A 17,278-nucleotide genomic window follows, 5' to 3' on the forward strand; every position below is an offset into this window, starting at 1 on the left:
CCGGGCATCGAGGCCACAACGGCTCAGGTGCCCCAGGGCGCGTTGCGGATAAGAGCGCATGCGCCCGGCAGATGAAATGCCGGATCGTGTTGATGGATGTAATCGAAATTGACGGTGCCGAGCGTCGTCAGGGGCTTCTTCAAGGCCGAGCAGGTTTGAGCCTTGATGAAATCATCCTTAAAATTGTCACCGCGAGGAAAAGCAGTGAGAACCTGGTCGCGCTGTTCCGGCGTGTATTCATCGAACCCAACGCCGATGACATCAAGCAGGACACCCGCATTTGTGAGAGCAATCTCGGGCCGCATGTATTGGGGAATGCCCGGCGTGGTATGGAGGGCGATGGCTTCCCAGACCAGATCCGATTTGGGATCAGGAATACCACGGCTGTGAAGGAATTCGCGTGCCGCATCAGCGCCGTCGACTTCAAACCGCTTTGCGTCGGTATGATAGGCGTCGACAAGACCAAGATCATGGAACAGCGAAGCGACATAGAGCAGTTCAGAATCGAACTTCAGATTCTGGCGAATGCCTTTCATCGCACCGAACACAAAGACGCGAACCGAGTGATTGAACAAGAGCTCGGATTCGTGTTGTCGCACCAGTTCGGCGGCTTCGCGCGCGATCTTGCTGTCGGGAATCCTGATGCCGGAAATAACGTCAACCATATTGGAACTCCTGTCTCCGTGGGTGTGTGTGGGTAATCTGTGTTGTCTGCATTGCCCGGGCTCACGCGAGCCTGACGCGTCGGGATCGGACCGACCGGCTTCAGCGCCCCGGCCTGGAAGCGACACTGGTCTGTTCTTCCCGACTGCGCCGCCTCACTGCGAATTCGTCCGTCGTGATTTCTACCCGCTTCACGCGATGCACCCTCACGCTCTCAGGAACGATGCGCAGGCTTTCTTCACGCCTATCGACGTCCCGAGAATCAACAGGCGTTGCTGCCGCGATGATGTCGAGATCGGGCCATCCCGGCTCTTGCTCGACGTTGTCGAAAACTGGGGGCGCTGTCTCGCGCACTTCGTACTCTTCCACCCAGCCATCTTCCGTCCAATGGCCCATGCTCACGCTGATTTCCGTTTGCTCCGAATCGCTCATGGACTCGACGCGGGCAGCCTTGTGAAAAAGGATGACATTGAGAGCGTCCGGGAGGGACTGCGCTGATGGAACAATGATCCCGTCAATCGGCGCCGACGTATCGGCCGCAAGAAAATCAACGATGGCTTGCGTCGCGACGTATCCAAGCGGTTCGTCATCCGGCATTGCCGGCCGCGTGATATGTTTACTCAGCGAGCGCATGAACATGGCGCTATCCAATCTCTCGGCCAACCCGAAATCGGCAAGGTCTTCTGTGACCCGGACGTGCCCGAGCGCGGCCAAGTCGAGCAGTCGGAGCGTCCTGATAATTTCGAACTGAGCCACCGCGACCCGGCTACCAACAGCGGGCGCACCTCGGCAATAGCCGCGTTCTGATTGTTTGCGCCGTAGAAGACCGAGACGCCGCGTGCGTTAATATGTCCGGCCATCGCCAGGAGAGACGGTGGAGAAGCCAAGTGGTTATCCGGTCTGCCGAGGGCGGTTTCGAGCTTGCCGTCAGATTGAAAGACTCGCGCACGATAGAGGGTATGAAAATCCTTTCCGGGACCGGCATCCACCACGAGCGGGCGGCCCGCGCGCGTTTTCAGTCCGGCAACGCCATCGAAAATCGACGTGAGATAGTCTGCTGCTGTCCGACTGAAACACCGCGCCTCGGTTCTGAGCCAGTTTTCCAGGATACGCCAACCCATACTTCGATTCATCTACGTTCTCCCGCGCAGCGTCGAACGTCCATGCCGACGTAAGACATCGTGCGAATGAATCAGCCAGTCCATCCCTGCAGGAAGTCAATCAAAAGGTCGTTTGTAATTTCGGGCTGCTCTTCCTGGGGGACATGCCCGCAACGAGGCACAGCAAATGTCCTCAAGTTGCTGGCCATCTCCGCCCAGATAGCCGGCATGTTGAACGCCTTACCTACGCCGTCGAATTCCGCACCCCACACCGACAAGGTTGGGCACGCGATCTTTATCTCAGCGTCGGCGTGATCCTGCGCGAGATCGTCTGAACTGGCGCGGTAATCCGCCAATGCGCCACGGATAGCACCGGGGCTGCGATATGCCGCGACGTAGGTGTCAAACGCTTCACCGGAGATGGCGTGAGGATTGTAGCACCACTCTGAAAACAGATGGCGCAGCCACTGCTCCTCGCGTCCCGTAATGAATATCTCCGGGAGATCGAGCTTGAGATGGAACAAGAAAAGCCAGTAGGTCTTCGCCATTTTTGCGAAGTCAAAGTCGCGTGCGATAATGCGCGTGGGAACATTGTCCATAACCACCAGGCGATCGGCTGCATCCGGATAATCCTTTGCAAAGCGGGTGGCCACCCGTGCACCGCGATCGTGCCCGATCAAAGCGATCTTCTCGACATCCAGTTCGTGCATCAACTCGCGGAGGTCCTTCGCCATGTTGCGCTTGTCGTAGCCAGTCACGGGCTTGTCCGTTTCGCCGTACCCCCTCAAATCCGGCGCAATGACCCGGTACTTTTTCGCAAGTCCCGGGATCTGATGTCGCCAAGTGAAACTCGTGAACGGGAAGCCATGCAACAGGACCACCGGTGCTCCGCTGCCCGCCTCGACGTAGTGCTGACGGATTCCATTGGCCTGAATTGTGTGATGGCTAATTCCAGTCATCGAACCGTTCCTTCTTATCCATCGAACGAGGCTCACCAAGGTTCCACGGACGTTCGGACGTCGACCTCGAACGACCAGGCTCTGCGGCACTGCCGGTAGAGAAAGGCGTAGCATTCCACGATGCCCGCGATATCGAGCAGCCGGTCGCGGCGCGAGTCGGCGTCCGGAAAGCGGCTGTGGATCTTGTCGCCGTCGACAGCTCCATCGACGACGACGTGGCCGACGTGGATTCCCTCGGGCCCGTATTCCTTGGCCATCGCCTGGGCCAAGGTCCGCAGGCCCGCCTTGGCGGAGTTGAACGCACCATATCCGGCCCGGCCGCGCAGCGAGGCGCTGGCTCCGGTAAATAGGATCGTCCCTCGCTTCCGCAGGACCATGCGGCGCAGCGCCTCGCGCCCGAACAGAAAGCCGCCGAAGCAGACGGCGCGCCAGCTTCTCTCGAAACAGTCCGCGTCCATTTCGAGGATACGTCCCGCCGTGTTGCTACCGGCGTTGTAGATCGCCAGATCCACATCAGCGCCGGCATAATCGAACAGCGCGGCCACCTCAGCCTCGTTGGTGGTGTCGGCGACGAACGAGGAAGCTTTGCCTCCCGATCGCTCGATGTCCGCGGCGACCACGTCCAGCGCGGCCTGCGTACGCCCGGCCGCGACGATTCCTAGCCCCTCCTTCGCAAATCGTTTGCAAAGTTGAGCGCCGAGCCCGCGATCTGGACCGACGCCGATGATCACCGCCTTGGACATTGCCTTTCTCCGAGTGAGTGGTCCGCGACAATCACAGGTCAGTTCGGCCAAGCCGAGCCAAAAATGATCGAACAGAAATTCTGACGAACAAAATTCTTGTCCTTCAATGCCAAGACATCGGCCTTCACATTCCCGAACGTCGTCAGCGGCTTCCTGACAATGCCGTTGGCGAAGTGCTCGATGATGTTCTCCTTGAAGTTCTTCTCGCGCGGATGGTGGACGCAGACATGGTCACGCTGCTCCTGTGTGAACTCGTGATAGTCGACGCCGAGCACGTCCATTTCGACGCCGGCGGTCACCAACGCGATGGTGGGGCGCATATGCTCGGGAATGCCGGGCGTGGTGTGGAGCGCGATTGCTGTCCATACGTCGTCGACGGCACGCTCCGGCACACCATAGCTCTTCAAGAAGTCGCGTGCGGCATTGGCGCCGTCGACTTCGAAGCGCAGGTCGGGGCTCGAATATTTCTCTGTGAGGCCCATGTCGTGGAACATGGCGCCGAGATAAAGCAACTCCGGGTCGTATTTGAGCCCGTGGCGCTCGCCGGTCAGCGCACCCCAAAGGAAGACGCGGCGACTGTGATTGTAGATCAGGTCGTCTTCGGTATCTCGCACGAGTTGCGTGGCAGCACGCGCGATTGCGCTGTCTGGCACGCATATGCCGGCGATGATGTCGGACATCGAGCAATCTCCGTGGTTGGTATCCAGCTAGTTCTCGACGGGTTCGCTTCGGCGAAGGGTCGATTTTGCCGGTCGGGCCTGCCGGTATTACGCAGTAAAGCCGTGCTCTGGACAACGAACGGAGTCCTGTGGATCAGGACAGCCGTACGATGTATCAGGACAAAGTCCCGTCGGAGATTTCGCGGCAGCAAAACACAGCGGCTTCTTCGTCGGATAGCTTGCAATCTATTCCGACTCAGCCCGCCGGAAGCTGGCGCGATATTGGACAGGGGTCACGCCAATGTGAGTGCTGAAGACAACCCTCATCCGGTCCGCCGACCCGAAGCCGCAATCGAAGGCGACGGCCTTCAGCGGCCGGTCAGTTGCTTCCAGCATCATGCGAGCCGCATCAACGCGGGCGCGATCGATGAATTCGTGCGGTGTGATCCCGCTCGCCTGCACGAAATGTCGGACTAAGTTCCGGGAGCTCATGCCGACGACCGCAGCAAGCGAATCCAGAGTATGGCGAGCCCCGATGTTCCCCATGACGTGGTCCTGGATGCGTGCGATCGGCGATTCCGGATCCGCAGACGCCGTGAGGTAGGGGCTGAACTGTGACTGTCCACCCTGCCGCTGGGCAACCACGACCAGACGCTTGGCAACCTTGAGCGCCGTTTCCGCGCCATGCCGCTGCCCGACGAGCGCCAAGCCCAAATCTATTCCCGCCGTGACACCAGCCGCAGTGATGAGCCGTCCATCGCGGACATAGATCAAATCCGGCTCGACTTTTGCTCTCGGGAACCTGGCTGCCAGCGCCCGGGCATCCTGCCAATGGGTAGTAACGCGCCGGTCATCCAGGAGACCGGCATAGCCAAGGACAAAGGCGCCGGTGCAAATCGATCCGTAAACGCTCGAGCGCCATGGCAACTCCTTGACCCACTGAACCAGAGCCTGGTCGGGCTCCGCTTCGGGCGGCGTCGGAGAGCCGGCGATCAGAACAATGTCGAAGCCGCCTGTTGCCTCCTCGAAGGTCAGGTCGGCCACCAGTTGCATGCCGTTCGACGCGCGAAGCGGATTGCGGTGAGCGGCAACCAAGACTGTTTCATAGAGGGAGGAACCGTCGAGAAACGTGTTCGTCTCGCTGAACACGTCCATCGGACCCGCCACGTCCAGGGCCTGGATCCCCTCATACACGACGATCGCGACAGATTGTACCGGCACCTCTTTCAGCCCCTCCCGTTTGGCGCCGTATTATGTGCAGGTGTGCGGACGCTGTAAAATGCCTCGTGCGATCTGGGGCAACAAACTTGCGACGTCGCATCAGGCGGCCGGCATCACATTGTGGTTGAGCCTGAACATGTTGGACGGGTCGTAGACCTTCTTGATGGACGCCAGACGCGCGTAGCGCTCCGGGCCGTAAATCGCCGCGGCGTCGGCCGCCTCATCCGGTGCGAGATTGTTCACCATCCGCCGGTCGCCCCGCCATCGCTCCATGCCGTCGAGCAACTCGGCGACCGACCTCTTGAGCTGCTGCTCCTCCGACAGCGGACCGGCCGCAACACCCAACAGAACATACGGCAGGCCCCTGGTCGCCACGGCGTTGGGCACCGCCGGGTCCCGGTCCCACGCTCCGCCCAGAGCACGCAGTTCAGCGATGCACAGGCCGGTCTCGGAATCCGGGCCGACGAGTTCGACCAGCTTGTCCTGCGCCGCTGCAGAAAACTCCCGCAGGGTGATGCTCCGCTCGTAGTAGGGCACCGGTTCGGTCGGCTCGTTGTGGATCGACGCGACAGCGGTGTACGGCATGTCCGCCATCGTGTCCAAGACTGCCGGAGCTACCGCCCGCAGCGGCGCTATCATCCGTTCGCCATCCTCGGACGTGCCCGTGTAGGCGATGCGCAGACACACCAGGAACTTCCCGCGTAGCAGTTCAGGCACTTCGGGCAGCGGCGGCATCCGCAACACAGCGAATGACGAGATCATGGTCTTCGGGGTGCGAGGGTGCCAGTCGGTCCAGACTCGCAGCACATCGGCCATCCCTTCACCGGAGAAATAGATGCCACCGCCGTAAAGGCGGGACACCGGGAACAGATCGAACTCCAGCGAGGTGACCACTCCAAAATTGCCCTTGCCGCCGCGCAGCGCCCAAAACAGTTCGGGTTCGCGCTCCGCATCGACATACCTCAATTTGCCGTCAGCGGTCACGACATCCAGCGAGCGCACATGGTCGGCGGCGTAGCCGTGAGAGCGGCCGAGGGTCGGACTGAGCCCGCCGCCCAAAGTATAACCGACGACTCCTACCGTGGGATTTGACCCGCTCAGCGGCGCCAGCCCGGCCTTGGCCGCCTTCTCGATGACCTCGGACCATATCGCTCCGGCGCCGACGCGGGCAGTACGGCCGGCCGCATCGATGACCACGTTATTCATTCGCCGGGTCGCGATCACGACGGCGTCGTGCGCCTTGTCGATTACCTGGTGGCCGGTGGCCTTCACCAGAACCGGACGGTGCTGCTCCGCCGCGAAAATGACGGCGGCCTGCACGTCGGCCACATTCTCCGGCACCACGATCACAGCGGGCGCCAATTCGTGATTCAGATTCCAGACGGCGCGTTCATCGTCGTAACCCGCATTGCCCGGCAGTAAAACCGAACCCGCGACCTTAGACACGAGAGGCGCGGCATCCTTCGGCAAGACCGGCGGCAGGCGGGAAGCGCTGAAAGTCATGACATACATCCTGTTGCTGGTGCCCTGCCCGAAGCAAAGACACCTCCGAACGGCTCAGAAAAACCTCGTTCTTCATGAGCCTGAGCTATCGGGCGGACCTGTTCGTGTTTTCGGGATGAAGCGTTGCCAAGACAACGACCACGATCCTGCGGATCAGGACCGCAAGCGAATCGTTTGGCGTCCCGTCGTCGACCGGGCCGGTGGAGGACTCGGACTATTTCTTCTCACTAGACACCCCATCCACCAGAACGAACTCGAGCGTCGCGCTGTCACGTCGCAAAGGAAGGATCGACTGATAAGCATCTGACCGGTAACAGCGTTCAGCCGCGTCAAAATCCGGAAACTCAGCGACCACAACATGCGCGCGGTCCGCAGCTCCCTCAAAGACGATCGTCTTGCCGCCTCGCGCGATATGTCGGCCGCCGAAACTCGCGAGAACAGCAGGCGACCTCGCCGCATAATCTTGAAAAGCGGTTCGGTCATGAATGACCCCCCGCACGACAAAGTATGCTGGCATAACGCGATCTTCCTTTTCAACTGTCGGTGGACTACCGGGCCGACTTATCTATTGGCACTTTTCCGCATCAGCTATTTGCAGACCCCGAGCGAAGCGGCACTGCGCATTTACAAATGCGCGAACAACACGCCGTTCCTTGAATATAGATCGATCGCTCCTTAATTGCAAGCGAGTGAAAATCATCCGGATAATCTGGATTGATTGCTCTATAATTGGCGCATTGATGCTCGCCAAAGCACGGAGACACCATGATTAAGCGAACTTTCCTAGTTACTGGGGCCAGCAAGGGCATTGGCCGCGCGTTGTGCGACCAGCTTTCGGCCTTGGGCCACAGCGTTGTCGGCATCGCGAGATCCCACGACCCGACCTTCCCTGGGACGCTCGTTTCGATCGATCTCGCCGATCGAAATGCAACGGACCAAGCGCTCAGCGAGCTCACCTCAAGCTATTCATTCGACGGCGTCGTCAACAACGTGGGGTTTGTACGACTTAACCGGATCGGCGAAATAGACATCAACGAGATAGATGAATCATTTAGAAGAAATCTGACACCTGCCGTGCAAGCAGTTCAAGCAATCCTTCCGTCGATGAAGGCGAAGCAATGGGGCCGAATCGTCAATCTCTCTAGCCTGGTCATTGTCGGTGTCGAGGGACGCACAATTTACGGAGGGGCGAAAGCTGCAATATCGAGCTTTACACGCACGTGGGCTGTGGAGCTAGCGGGGAGCGGCATTACGGTGAATGCCGTGGCTCCAGGTCCAACCGAGACTGAGATGTTTCGTCAGTATACACCCGTCGGAAGTATAGCCGAACGACGTTTCCTTTCGCTGGTTCCAATGAAGCGCCTGGGCAAGCCCTCAGAACTCGCAGCGTCAGTTGCTTTTCTTCTTTCGGAGGAAGCTGGCTTCATCACTGGCCAGACGCTTTTTGTCGACGGAGGCGCATCGATAGGCAAGGCATCCATCTAGCTTTCTGGCAATGAACGCGAGCCAATCGCGGCAAGCGAGCATCGTGCCCCCACTGCGTTGGAGATATCCCTAAGTATCTCCAAGGCGCGCTTTAGGTGGATGTTGGACTGAGGTGCCGAAACGCGTCCACATAGTGAGACTTGATAAGTTCGGCAAAACACTTCATGTTTTAGATCAACCGCTACATTTTAACTGGAATGAGCGCGAAAATGGCCCGCCCCCGCGAATTTGATGAAGAGAGAGTGTTGAAGGCTGCGGTCGACGCCTTCTGGACTAAAGGTTATGTCGCTACATCGACCCGCGATCTGACGGAATGTACCGGGCTCACCCAGAGCAGCATCTATGCAGCTTTCGGCGATAAGCGCGGAATCTTCTTGCGCTCATTAGAGCACTACCTCAATCAGTTCCTTCGGGAACGCATCGTGCGCTTGGAGACTTCGCTGTCGCCTGGCCAAGCCATTTCAACCTTCTTTAGAGAGGGCTTGGTTCGATCTCTCGCTGATCCGAAGCATCGGGGTTGTATGCTGGTCAACACAGCACTGGAAGTGACCCCAGACGATCCGGAACTCCTTCGGCTTGTGGCTGATGAAACTGTCTTGATCGAGCAATTCTTCCGACGTTGCATTATTGCAGGCCAAAGGACCGGCGAAATTCGGACAGAATCTGCTGATGAAAGTGCGCGCCATTTGCTTGGCGTCCTTTTGGGATTGCGAGTGCTCGCTCGCGTTCGTCCGAAATCCGAGCTGTTAATGAGCATAGTGCGGCCCGTCTTGGAAAACCTGGGTGTTCCGTGGCCGAGGAACGCTTCCGAAGCAACTCGAAAGCCACGGGTAACGCGAAAGCGTTGAATAGCCGCGCGCTTGACGCCATCGACCAGCGCAAAGAGGTCGTCGACATTGATGCCGTTGACGATGGCGGGTTCCGCAAGCTTCGTTGCTGCACCCATTTGGCGCTCCTTTGCTTACGTCAGGCTTCGCATTCGGATAAGCGGCGCGTCGCAGTTGCCAGCGGGATGGGTTGGCCCTGCTTTTCATAAACAGGGAAGTCCGTGAAACCCACTTCGCCGCGCCGGGTGTAATAGGTTGACCGGTCCGCAACGGCCAACGGCCAGCCGTGCTTGAGACGCTCGGCAAGGTCCGGGTTTGCGATGTAAGGTCTTCCGAACGCGATCAGGTCCACCAACCCGGTGTCGAGCGCAGCCTGGGCGCGCTCGCGGTCGTTGAAACCGCCGCACCAGATGAAGGCACCGGGAAACACTGCGCGGGCCTTCGCCAACAGTGCGTGGTCGAGATAGCGAGGCTTGAAAGCCGCCGTCTCCATGTTTCCTTCGGGCAGCAACTCGTAGAGCAGATGGATGTAGGCCACGCCGCGTCGACCCAGTTGCTCGATAACGTACAGAAACGTTTCCTCGACGAGCGGCTCGGGTGGCATGGAGTTGTACTTGCCGAACGGAGATAAGCGAACACCGACGCGCCCCGGTCCGAATTCAGCCACGACAGCATCGACAACCTCCATCAGGAAGCGCGTACGATCTTCCATGCTGCCTCCACCGTAGCGGTCGGTGCGCGTGTTGAGCACCGAGTTCATGAATTGCTCGATCAGATAGCCGTTGGCCGCATGGAGTTCGACGCCATCGAATCCGGCCTTGCGCGCATTGGCGGCAGCCTTGGCGAAGGTATCAACCATGGCCGACACTTCATCCGTGCTCAGCGGCCTCGGCGTCTGCGCAGACATATAGCCCAACCGGCCGTCCGGGCCGTGGGCAAACACCGACGAGGCCTCTGCCCGTTGCCCGGTCACGCCCACCGGGGCCTGACCGTTCGGCAGAATCGAAGAATGGGCCATCCTGCCGACGTGCCACAACTGCGAAAATATCGTGCCGCCGTTCCGGTGGACCTCATCGGTAACCAGACGCCAGCCCTGTATCTGGGCTTCCGAGTGCATGCCGGGTGTCCTCGCGTAGCCGTGACCGGACTGATCCACGTCGGCGGCCTCGGCAATGATCAGGCCAGCACCGGCCCGCTGGCCATAGTACCTGGCGATCAGTTCGTTCGGCAGGTCACCATCGGTCGGGAGGTTGCCCTCGGACGTCCGCGTGCGGGTCATGGGTGGCATGACGATACGGTTCCTCAGCGGAACCGTGCCGCCAAGCAGTTGAGTTTCGAACAAGTGGGCCATAGATCATCCTCCGATCAGGTTGCTGCCGGAGGATATCGTTCGGTGGCCATTCCAAATCTACACACCCTTTGGTCAGTGGTCGGCGGATGAAGATCATCAAGAGACTACCGGGCTTGCCGGTCGAGCGTGCGCTGGGCGTGCTTTCGGGACGCTGGAAGGCAGTCCTTCTCGATGTTCTATCGGATGGCCCGCAACGCACATGCGACCTGGAAAAGCGCATTGCGGGCATCACGCAGAAGGTGTTGATCGAGCAGCTGCGAGCGCTTGAGGAACATGGAATGGTGAGCCGGCAGCCCAGGGCCGGCGACAGTCAGGCGATCGAGTATCTGCTCACTCCGCTCGGCAAGAGCCTGCGGCCGGTATTGGACTCTCTCATTGAATGGGGAGCCCATCACGCCAGAGAACTCGATGAGGCCCATAGGCTTCTGCCATGCAGTGCTGTCGTTCGAGATCGCAGTACCTGACGCTTCTCCCGGCTATCGCCGTGCAAAAGTTCTAGACGCATCTGTCGTCACGTGAGGCGATGCTGTGCTCGACATCTAGAACGGCCCGAAAGACGTTTGGCATTACAGCCGGCGGCTTAATAGAACCAGACTTCTCCGGCATGACCGCCGCGGGCGTCCAGCGCCAGCCCAGCTGGTCTGCTGCGGGTGAAAGCGACGCTCGGGTCAGTGATCAACACCGGTGGCTAACTTGCAGCCACAGCAATTTGTGGCCCCCTATTCGAGCCGGTATGCCGCAACAGCATCCTCATTCCAGCGGACAGAAGCCCGCGCCGAGTCACTTGTGCACACGGGAGCGAGGCTTCGCCGCGCGCCCCGGATTCGCAGATCAGTTGTTATGGAAAAGCCGGCCAGCGGCCGACGTCCGGTTTGATCGGCTTAGCGGACTTGAAAACATTCAGAGCGTAAGTCAGCAATGGGCCATTTCCGGACTCGTGCACGGCAGCAACAAGGGTTTCTGTTCGATCGCCTCGTCGGCACCCGCGCACCGAGCTTATTCGGGTAACCCAGCTTTGCGAAGACCCTCGGTATACAGCTTCCAGCGTGATTGCCCGCCCCGGGCGATCCACGCAGATATTGTAAAAGCGGGATCGACTTTAAGCACATGCGCCGCCCACTCACGCGCCTCTGCGTCGCGTCCGAGATGGGCGAAAGCGGCGGCGAGACAGCGGTAAGCCGACGAATAGGGGTTCTGACGAAGGGCCTTCTTTCCAGCGACGATTGCCTCGTCAAAGCGCCCAAGCTCAATTAAGGCCACCCCCATCCCAGTAAACGGCCGGTATAGCAGCGGGTCTACCGGGCTCAAGCGGATAGCACGTTCAAAGCTGCGGAGCGCTTCCTCCGGCTGAAGTGCAATTGTATAGACCCAACCTCGGCCATTCCATGCGTGATGTGAATTTGGATTGAGCTTGACCGCCCGCTCTGCCATTTCGATCTCACGTTCACTATCGCTGACCATGAATGCCGAGGTTGCGGCAGCCATAGCTAACGTATCTGGATCATCATCGTCGACGCTCAATGCATAGTGAGAAAGCCGAATTGCTTCCTCCCGCTCGGAATCAGGATCGTCAGCATAGCCAAAGAGGACGTTGTTCATGTGACAGAGACCTGCCAGAGCAGCGACAACGCCGAACCGGGGATCTAGCTCCAAAGCCCGACGAGCCAGCCTGATCGCCTCGGCCACCCCTTCACGGGTCATTGGGTAGTACTGTTGCGCGGCTCGAAGATAGAAATCATACGCGGTTAGGTTCTTCGGTCGTCGCCGCGCCGCCTCCGCAATTTCTGTTTGAAGTAATTTCGGGTGAATGGTTGAGACGACCGCGACCGTGACTTCGTCCTGAAGAACGAAAATATCAGTCAGGTCGCGCTCGAACCTGTCCACCCAAATGTGCGCGCCTGTCACCGCATCAACCAACTGCCCAATGATGCGAACTTTGCCTGACGCCTTGCGCACCGACCCCTCAAGGACGTAGCGCACGCCAAGTCTGCGCCCGACTTCCTTAATATCGACGGCTCGGCCTTTGAAAGTGAAGCTAGAATTGCGAGCGATCACGAACAACGATTTGAACCGCGAGAGCGCGGTGATGATCTCCTCAACCATCCCGTCCGCAAAATATTCCTGCTCGGGATCGCCGCTCATGTTATCGAACGGCAATACCGCGATAGAGGGCTTGTCGGGGAGCGCAAGAGCGCTCTCGGGCGCATCGCCCGGATCCGGGCCCGCAACTTCTCGCGTCTCCTGCACCTGTCCCACGAAACGGAAGCCCTTGCGCGGAAACGTCTTGATCAGGCGCTGCTCCTTGCCGGTATCGCCGATGGCCGCGCGGACAGCATTCAGGCGGGTCGTAAGCGCAGCATCGGACACAATGCGACCATTCCAAATGGCATCGATGAGGTCGCCCTTGCTGACAACCCGCTCCCTGTTGCGGATCAGGTAATCGAGCAGGTCAAAAACTTGCGGTGTGATCGACACCGCATCGGTCCGCCGATGCAGCTCGCGCCGGTCGGTGTCGAATGCATATTCCTCGAAAAGATAGCGCAAGCTGCCATTCCTTCTCGGGGCCGCCTCTGTATTAGCGCATGAAGAATAAGTCGCCAGTAAGAGAAATGTAAGCCACCAGTTAAGCGCGCCGGCACCTCTTGGCGCAACCTCCGCCTGGTGAATAGTCGGGACAGAATACCCTCAATGAGCACGATATCGATCGGCTATGTCAGTGGTCGCGTCCGGTCTACCACAGAGAGCTGAGGTCAGCGCGAATATGGACGTTCGACGCTAAGGGCCACCTGCGGCCGTGGCAGGGACCGCTCAGGTTGAGCGAAAAGCGAGAAAAAAGTTGACGGGACGTGAACCAATTCACATCTGACAAGGCCGGCCGGGGAAAGTATGAAGCGGTACATTAGCAGAACCAAGGTCGGGGGAACGATTGCCAAACCTGCTGCTACGGAGTGCTCCATGAGCAGCGAACGGTGGCCTTACTTTGCCGGCGTTGCATCGATCATCCTAGCGATATGCTTTGCGTACTTGCTTGAACGGAAGTGCCAAAGAGAGCTTGCATTTCAACGCTCCTTTCCTTCCGCTCTGTCCGAGCTAATTGTAGGAGACGAGCCGATTAGGTGTTGGTTTGATAATTGATCTATGTGGAGGCCGGTTACTGCTCTGGGGCATAAGCGGCGGTCCGGCCCCTCGGCGAAGGCATAACCGAATGTTTGCATAGGGGTGATCCGATGAATTCCAATGCAGATTTTTCGAGAATTCTAGACCGCATACTTGATACAGCGGCCGACAATTTCAGGATCGCAAAGATCCTCGTTAAACTGGGACTTGATCCTGACAACATCACCTACGACGCACTGTTCAATCGGCTGTTTGAAATTGTGTTGGCGAATATCACGCTCGCCAACATGTTCGCCTTGGTTGGCGCCATATTCTTTGTCGCTACCTTGTTGATGCAGAGAATGGTGCCGCTGCGGGTCGCGAATATGGTCGGCTGTACATTCTTCGCAATTTCTTGCGCGCTTTCCGGAAGCGCTGCCACCTTTCTGCTTTATCTGTTGCTGTTGCCAGTCAATGCCGTTCGCCTCCGCCAACTGCTCAAGCTCGTTAAGAAAGCACGTAACGCGACGCGGGGTGACAGGTCGATGGAATGGCTCAAACCATTCATGACCGAACGTAGATATCGCCGAGGCGACATACTCTTCAGGAAGGGTGATGCCGCTTCGGAGATGTTCCTCATCGTCACCGGGAAGTTTCTCGTCAAAGAAATCGGCGTCGAGCTTCCGCCAGGGCGCTTCATGGGAGAGCTTGGCTTCCTCACACCCGATAACCGGCGAACCGCGACCGTCGAGTGCATAGAAGAGAGTCAAGTCCTGACCATAACTTATGAAAGGCTACTTGAAATCTATTTTCAGAGTGATCAGCAATTCGGCTACCATATCCTCCTTCTGACCAGCCAGCGTCTCCTGGAAAACAACCAACGACTCCAGGAAAGCATCTCGCGGCTGGAAGCAGCTCTCGCACAAGAGAAGGCGGCGCGACAGATGGCAGCTGTGCGGGGCGCAGCTTGAATGGCATTAACTACCATTGGGGGCACGGTCCGCTTCTGCCCCCAAGCGGACTTCGTTGCGTCGCGGTTCTCTCCTCTCTAAGGCTCCACAATCCGAACAATGCTGATGCTGTATGTTTTAGGGGCACGGCAAGTTGCTTAGATCTGACCTCTGAAGCGATATTTCATCGAGTCTCTTGAGACAGGCGAACTGGTGAAACGGCCGAACTTGCTGAGCGGCACTTGCAACACGTCGCGGCCCTTCGTATCTAATTCTCAAAAAGCGAATACTCCAGTCTCGCTCAAGCTTCTGAAATGTAACGGGATCGGACTGGCGTCGGCTGGGCCCACGGTCTCCTCGGTTGAGCGAGAGAGATCCAAACCGCGCCCCAAATAAGCGGTTGGTTTTCCGGCAAATCCTGTACTGGACCGATTCTGCGGGTTCTAAGATTCGGAGAAAATTCGGTTCTCCAGACCTATTCGGCACTAGGTTGGATGGATGGCCGAACCTCTCCGTCAGCGAAAAAGCAGGAAAACGGCCGTATTTCTGGCCTCGCTCCAGATCGTAGTACGTGATCATTTTGGTGGGGTGGCGGAGAGAGTGAGATTCGAACCCACGGTACGGTACGGTACAAAGCTTGTCCGAAGCGGGACCGAACTTGAATTGGACGCATGCTCGTCATCATCAAAAAATGAAGACTGAGCTATTTACCACAAATGATGGTTTTCACCTTTGGTAGAACGATCAGCTCCATCGCGATCCAGCGGGGCGAGGGTCGAAGACTGAGCAAAGAGCCGGCGACGGCGACATATGACGGCTCAGACATGTCCAGCCTTGCGATAACGCGAAGATGATCGATTTGACCTAACAGCCACCAGCCTTATCGAGGTGACGCAAGCAGGCTGACCTGAGTGCATGATGTGGCAACCTTGATTGGCTTGGAGTTGAACGATCTGCCGAATGATGTTTGCTTTGCTTCATGGCGATCGACGGATCCACAGCCCAACCGACCTATGACCGTAAAAAGCGCGATTCCAGAATGCGGCAGCGCGCGCGTTCCCCTCGCTATCCCGAAAACGGTGCTTGGCCGGCGGAGATGCGGATTGACATGCTCGCTGCATATCTCGATTTCCGGAGCGTACATGAACTCGTAGGCACCATCTCCAGGGGCCTCGCGCCCGCACCGACGAGCTGTCGAATCCGAGGCCGAGTACGAGAGCCAATTTGGTCTAAGGTCGCCGTAGACGAATATGTTGCGCGGGTCTGCGCCATCCGGCAGAATCGGCCGTTAACCGATCTGGCAACGCTGGTATGAAGCCCCCGAAAACTGCTTTGAAATTGCCTCGGTATTGCAGACGGAAGCCATCGAAGAGTGGCCGATGGGCCTACTTTTTTGAGCCTCCGACCTGGGCCCGCGACCAGGGATGTCATGTGAAGGCAGAGCCCTTGGGCGAGGATTACGCCGCAGCCGTCGAGCGCGCCGAATACGTTCTGTTGCCAGCTTTCGACAGTTGGCGGTCTCGCGGCCTCACGGACCTGGTCCCCGTCGGCATTGCACTGGGATCATTTGACTGGCTCGCGGGCGTATTCAGGGGGCACCAGAAGTGGAAGGAAATCGACCACAAGACGCAGCGTCTTTACGAGCAAGGCTTGGCATTGTTCGCTGATCAGTTGTTAAAGGACGGCACGCGCGCTGGCTCGAAGCAGATTACCGATTTTACAAAGGGCTTCGTCGACGCCGTTTATGCAAAGCTGCTCATTGTTGAAGAGAAAGACGCCGATGGAAACGTCGTCCAACGGGAACGTCGACGCTTTGCGAACGCTGCGATGACGGCATGCCGTCGTGCCTGGTTCGTCGGGCAACGTGCAGAAGAAAAGAGAGTGCCCGCCGTCAACCCGTTCTCAAAAATGGGACTGAAGGCCCGCGCGCCAGGAACGCCCGCGCGAGAAACGCCGACTGCGACCTGGGACGAGCTCGTCGCCTTTCGCGCCAAGGCGAACGAACTTGGCTACCGGTCCGTGGCAACGGCGGCACTTGTCGCGTGGGAGTGGCTCCAGAGAGAAGAGCACGTCTTCGGTGCACTCAAGATCAGCCACTATCGACCGAAAGAGCGTCCGAATAGCGTTCGCATCGTCCATCCAAAAAATGGCGAGGAAGCTTGGTGGCCGCTTTTCGATGAAACCGGTGAGACCTTGTTCCCGGAACTGATGACCGAGCTGGATGAAATCAAGCAGACAACCGTGTCCGGCCTGGTCTTTCGACGCGACCATTCGCACCGGAGGTCACCTACCCCGCTGCCATGGATCACAGCCAAGCAGGATCTTCGCTACCTACGCGGGGTCGTGAAGAAGATCGTTCGCGCAGCCGATCTTCGAGAGGAACTGTCTTTTACATCATTCCGCCACGGCGGGTTCACCGAGGGCGCCGACAGTGATCTGACAGATGCCGAGCTAAGAGCGGCAGGCCGGCACAGGTCATCGCGGCAATTGCCGACCTATGCAAAGCGCACACGGAAACAGCTAATTTCCGGCACCAAGAAGCGACGTGAGGAAAGAACAAAGGCAGCCGGTTTGTCGGAATAGCCACGACCCGTCTGTCGGAATAACGACCGCGAGAAACCCCTAAGCTATTGAAAAGCTTGGTGGGCGCACCAGGGCTCGAACCTGGGACCCGCTGATTAAGAGTCAGCTGCTCTACCAACTGAGCTATGCGCCCGAAAG

At 58.4% G+C, this 17,278-nt stretch carries 16 protein-coding genes and 1 tRNA gene; 5 read left to right on the forward strand and 12 right to left on the reverse strand.

Translation table 11 applies throughout. From position 1 onward, the window contains the following. Window positions 1–23: 23 nt before the first annotated feature. From HAP40_RS29520 to HAP40_RS37415, 9 genes are all read right to left on the reverse strand, one after another. Window positions 24–665, reverse strand: a complete 642-nt coding sequence (locus tag HAP40_RS29520) for an HD domain-containing protein (protein WP_166814479.1) — start codon at window positions 663–665, stop codon at window positions 24–26. A gap of 100 nt (window positions 666–765) precedes the next feature. Further along, window positions 766–1,377 (reverse strand): RES domain-containing protein, encoded by a 612-nt coding sequence (locus HAP40_RS29525; RefSeq protein ID WP_256380460.1) that lies wholly within the window; start codon window positions 1,375–1,377, stop codon window positions 766–768. Continuing rightward, window positions 1,284–1,796 carry an RES domain-containing protein gene (locus HAP40_RS29530; RefSeq protein WP_166814478.1) on the reverse strand — a complete coding sequence of 171 codons (513 nt, stop codon included), beginning with the start codon at window positions 1,794–1,796 and terminating at the stop codon, window positions 1,284–1,286. The genes HAP40_RS29525 and HAP40_RS29530 overlap by 94 nt, the downstream gene beginning before the upstream one ends. Window positions 1,797–1,855: 59 nt before the next feature. Next, entirely contained in the window at window positions 1,856–2,722 is an 867-nt protein-coding gene (locus HAP40_RS29535) for an alpha/beta fold hydrolase (RefSeq protein WP_166814477.1), read from the reverse strand. A 32-nt stretch (window positions 2,723–2,754) separates the two neighbouring features. After that, the gene (locus tag HAP40_RS29540) at window positions 2,755–3,453 is read right to left on the reverse strand and encodes an SDR family NAD(P)-dependent oxidoreductase (protein WP_246741249.1); all 699 of its coding nucleotides are present in this window, start codon (window positions 3,451–3,453) and stop codon (window positions 2,755–2,757) included. A 50-nt stretch (window positions 3,454–3,503) separates the two neighbouring features. Continuing rightward, window positions 3,504–4,145 (reverse strand): HD domain-containing protein, encoded by a 642-nt coding sequence (locus tag HAP40_RS29545; protein WP_166814476.1) that lies wholly within the window; start codon window positions 4,143–4,145, stop codon window positions 3,504–3,506. 225 nt (window positions 4,146–4,370) lie between these two features. Further along, entirely contained in the window at window positions 4,371–5,345 is a 975-nt protein-coding gene (locus HAP40_RS29550; protein WP_166814475.1) for a GlxA family transcriptional regulator, read from the reverse strand. 99 nt (window positions 5,346–5,444) lie between these two features. After that, on the reverse strand, window positions 5,445–6,848 hold the full coding sequence (locus tag HAP40_RS29555) for an FAD-binding oxidoreductase (RefSeq protein ID WP_166814474.1): 1,404 nt from the start codon (window positions 6,846–6,848) through the stop codon (window positions 5,445–5,447). A gap of 214 nt (window positions 6,849–7,062) precedes the next feature. Next, window positions 7,063–7,365: a DUF1330 domain-containing protein gene (locus HAP40_RS37415; protein WP_166814473.1), complete on the reverse strand. Its 303-nt coding sequence runs from the start codon at window positions 7,363–7,365 to the stop codon at window positions 7,063–7,065. 248 nt (window positions 7,366–7,613) lie between these two features. Between HAP40_RS37415 and HAP40_RS29560 the strand changes: the two genes are divergently transcribed. Together HAP40_RS29560 and HAP40_RS29565 are read left to right on the forward strand one after the other, a co-directional pair. Then, the gene (locus HAP40_RS29560; RefSeq protein WP_166814472.1) at window positions 7,614–8,333 is read left to right on the forward strand and encodes an SDR family oxidoreductase; all 720 of its coding nucleotides are present in this window, start codon (window positions 7,614–7,616) and stop codon (window positions 8,331–8,333) included. A gap of 209 nt (window positions 8,334–8,542) precedes the next feature. After that, window positions 8,543–9,181, forward strand: a complete 639-nt coding sequence (locus tag HAP40_RS29565) for a TetR/AcrR family transcriptional regulator (RefSeq protein WP_166814471.1) — start codon at window positions 8,543–8,545, stop codon at window positions 9,179–9,181. Between the two features lie 118 nt (window positions 9,182–9,299). Here HAP40_RS29565 and HAP40_RS29570 read toward each other — a convergent pair whose 3' ends face one another. Continuing rightward, window positions 9,300–10,511: an alkene reductase gene (locus tag HAP40_RS29570; protein ID WP_166814470.1), complete on the reverse strand. Its 1,212-nt coding sequence runs from the start codon at window positions 10,509–10,511 to the stop codon at window positions 9,300–9,302. Window positions 10,512–10,597: 86 nt separating this feature from the next. On the opposite strand from HAP40_RS29570, the gene HAP40_RS29575 reads away from it, so the two are divergent. After that, window positions 10,598–10,975 carry a winged helix-turn-helix transcriptional regulator gene (locus HAP40_RS29575; RefSeq protein WP_166814469.1) on the forward strand — a complete coding sequence of 126 codons (378 nt, stop codon included), beginning with the start codon at window positions 10,598–10,600 and terminating at the stop codon, window positions 10,973–10,975. 532 nt (window positions 10,976–11,507) lie between these two features. On the opposite strand, the gene HAP40_RS29580 is transcribed toward HAP40_RS29575, so the two are convergent. Next, window positions 11,508–13,055, reverse strand: coding sequence for a winged helix-turn-helix domain-containing tetratricopeptide repeat protein (locus HAP40_RS29580; RefSeq protein ID WP_166814468.1), 1,548 nt, complete (start codon window positions 13,053–13,055; stop codon window positions 11,508–11,510). 683 nt (window positions 13,056–13,738) lie between these two features. Between HAP40_RS29580 and HAP40_RS29585 the strand changes: the two genes are divergently transcribed. Both HAP40_RS29585 and HAP40_RS29590 read left to right on the forward strand, forming a co-directional pair. After that, entirely contained in the window at window positions 13,739–14,578 is an 840-nt protein-coding gene (locus HAP40_RS29585; RefSeq protein ID WP_166814467.1) for a Crp/Fnr family transcriptional regulator, read from the forward strand. Between the two features lie 1,410 nt (window positions 14,579–15,988). Continuing rightward, the gene (locus tag HAP40_RS29590) at window positions 15,989–17,140 is read left to right on the forward strand and encodes a hypothetical protein (protein WP_166814466.1); all 1,152 of its coding nucleotides are present in this window, start codon (window positions 15,989–15,991) and stop codon (window positions 17,138–17,140) included. Window positions 17,141–17,197: 57 nt separating this feature from the next. On the opposite strand, the gene HAP40_RS29595 is transcribed toward HAP40_RS29590, so the two are convergent. Further along, window positions 17,198–17,273 (reverse strand) — tRNA-Lys (locus HAP40_RS29595). Window positions 17,274–17,278 lie beyond the last annotated feature (5 nt).

The sequence above is a fragment of the Bradyrhizobium sp. 1(2017) genome, from assembly GCF_011602485.2.
Lineage (GTDB): Bacteria > Pseudomonadota > Alphaproteobacteria > Rhizobiales > Xanthobacteraceae > Bradyrhizobium.

Coding starts and splice junctions, on each gene's coding strand:
- HAP40_RS29520 (WP_166814479.1), bottom strand. CDS start 665: ATGGTTGACGTTATTTCCGGCATCAGGATTCCCGACAGCAAGATCGCG.
- HAP40_RS29530 (WP_166814478.1), bottom strand. CDS start 1,796: ATGAATCGAAGTATGGGTTGGCGTATCCTGGAAAACTGGCTCAGAACC.
- HAP40_RS29535 (WP_166814477.1), bottom strand. CDS start 2,722: ATGACTGGAATTAGCCATCACACAATTCAGGCCAATGGAATCCGTCAG.
- HAP40_RS29545 (WP_166814476.1), bottom strand. CDS start 4,145: ATGTCCGACATCATCGCCGGCATATGCGTGCCAGACAGCGCAATCGCG.
- HAP40_RS29555 (WP_166814474.1), bottom strand. CDS start 6,848: ATGACTTTCAGCGCTTCCCGCCTGCCGCCGGTCTTGCCGAAGGATGCC.
- HAP40_RS37415 (WP_166814473.1), bottom strand. CDS start 7,365: ATGCCAGCATACTTTGTCGTGCGGGGGGTCATTCATGACCGAACCGCT.
- HAP40_RS29560 (WP_166814472.1), top strand. CDS start 7,614: ATGATTAAGCGAACTTTCCTAGTTACTGGGGCCAGCAAGGGCATTGGC.
- HAP40_RS29565 (WP_166814471.1), top strand. CDS start 8,543: ATGGCCCGCCCCCGCGAATTTGATGAAGAGAGAGTGTTGAAGGCTGCG.
- HAP40_RS29570 (WP_166814470.1), bottom strand. CDS start 10,511: ATGGCCCACTTGTTCGAAACTCAACTGCTTGGCGGCACGGTTCCGCTG.
- HAP40_RS29575 (WP_166814469.1), top strand. CDS start 10,598: ATGAAGATCATCAAGAGACTACCGGGCTTGCCGGTCGAGCGTGCGCTG.
- HAP40_RS29585 (WP_166814467.1), top strand. CDS start 13,739: ATGAATTCCAATGCAGATTTTTCGAGAATTCTAGACCGCATACTTGAT.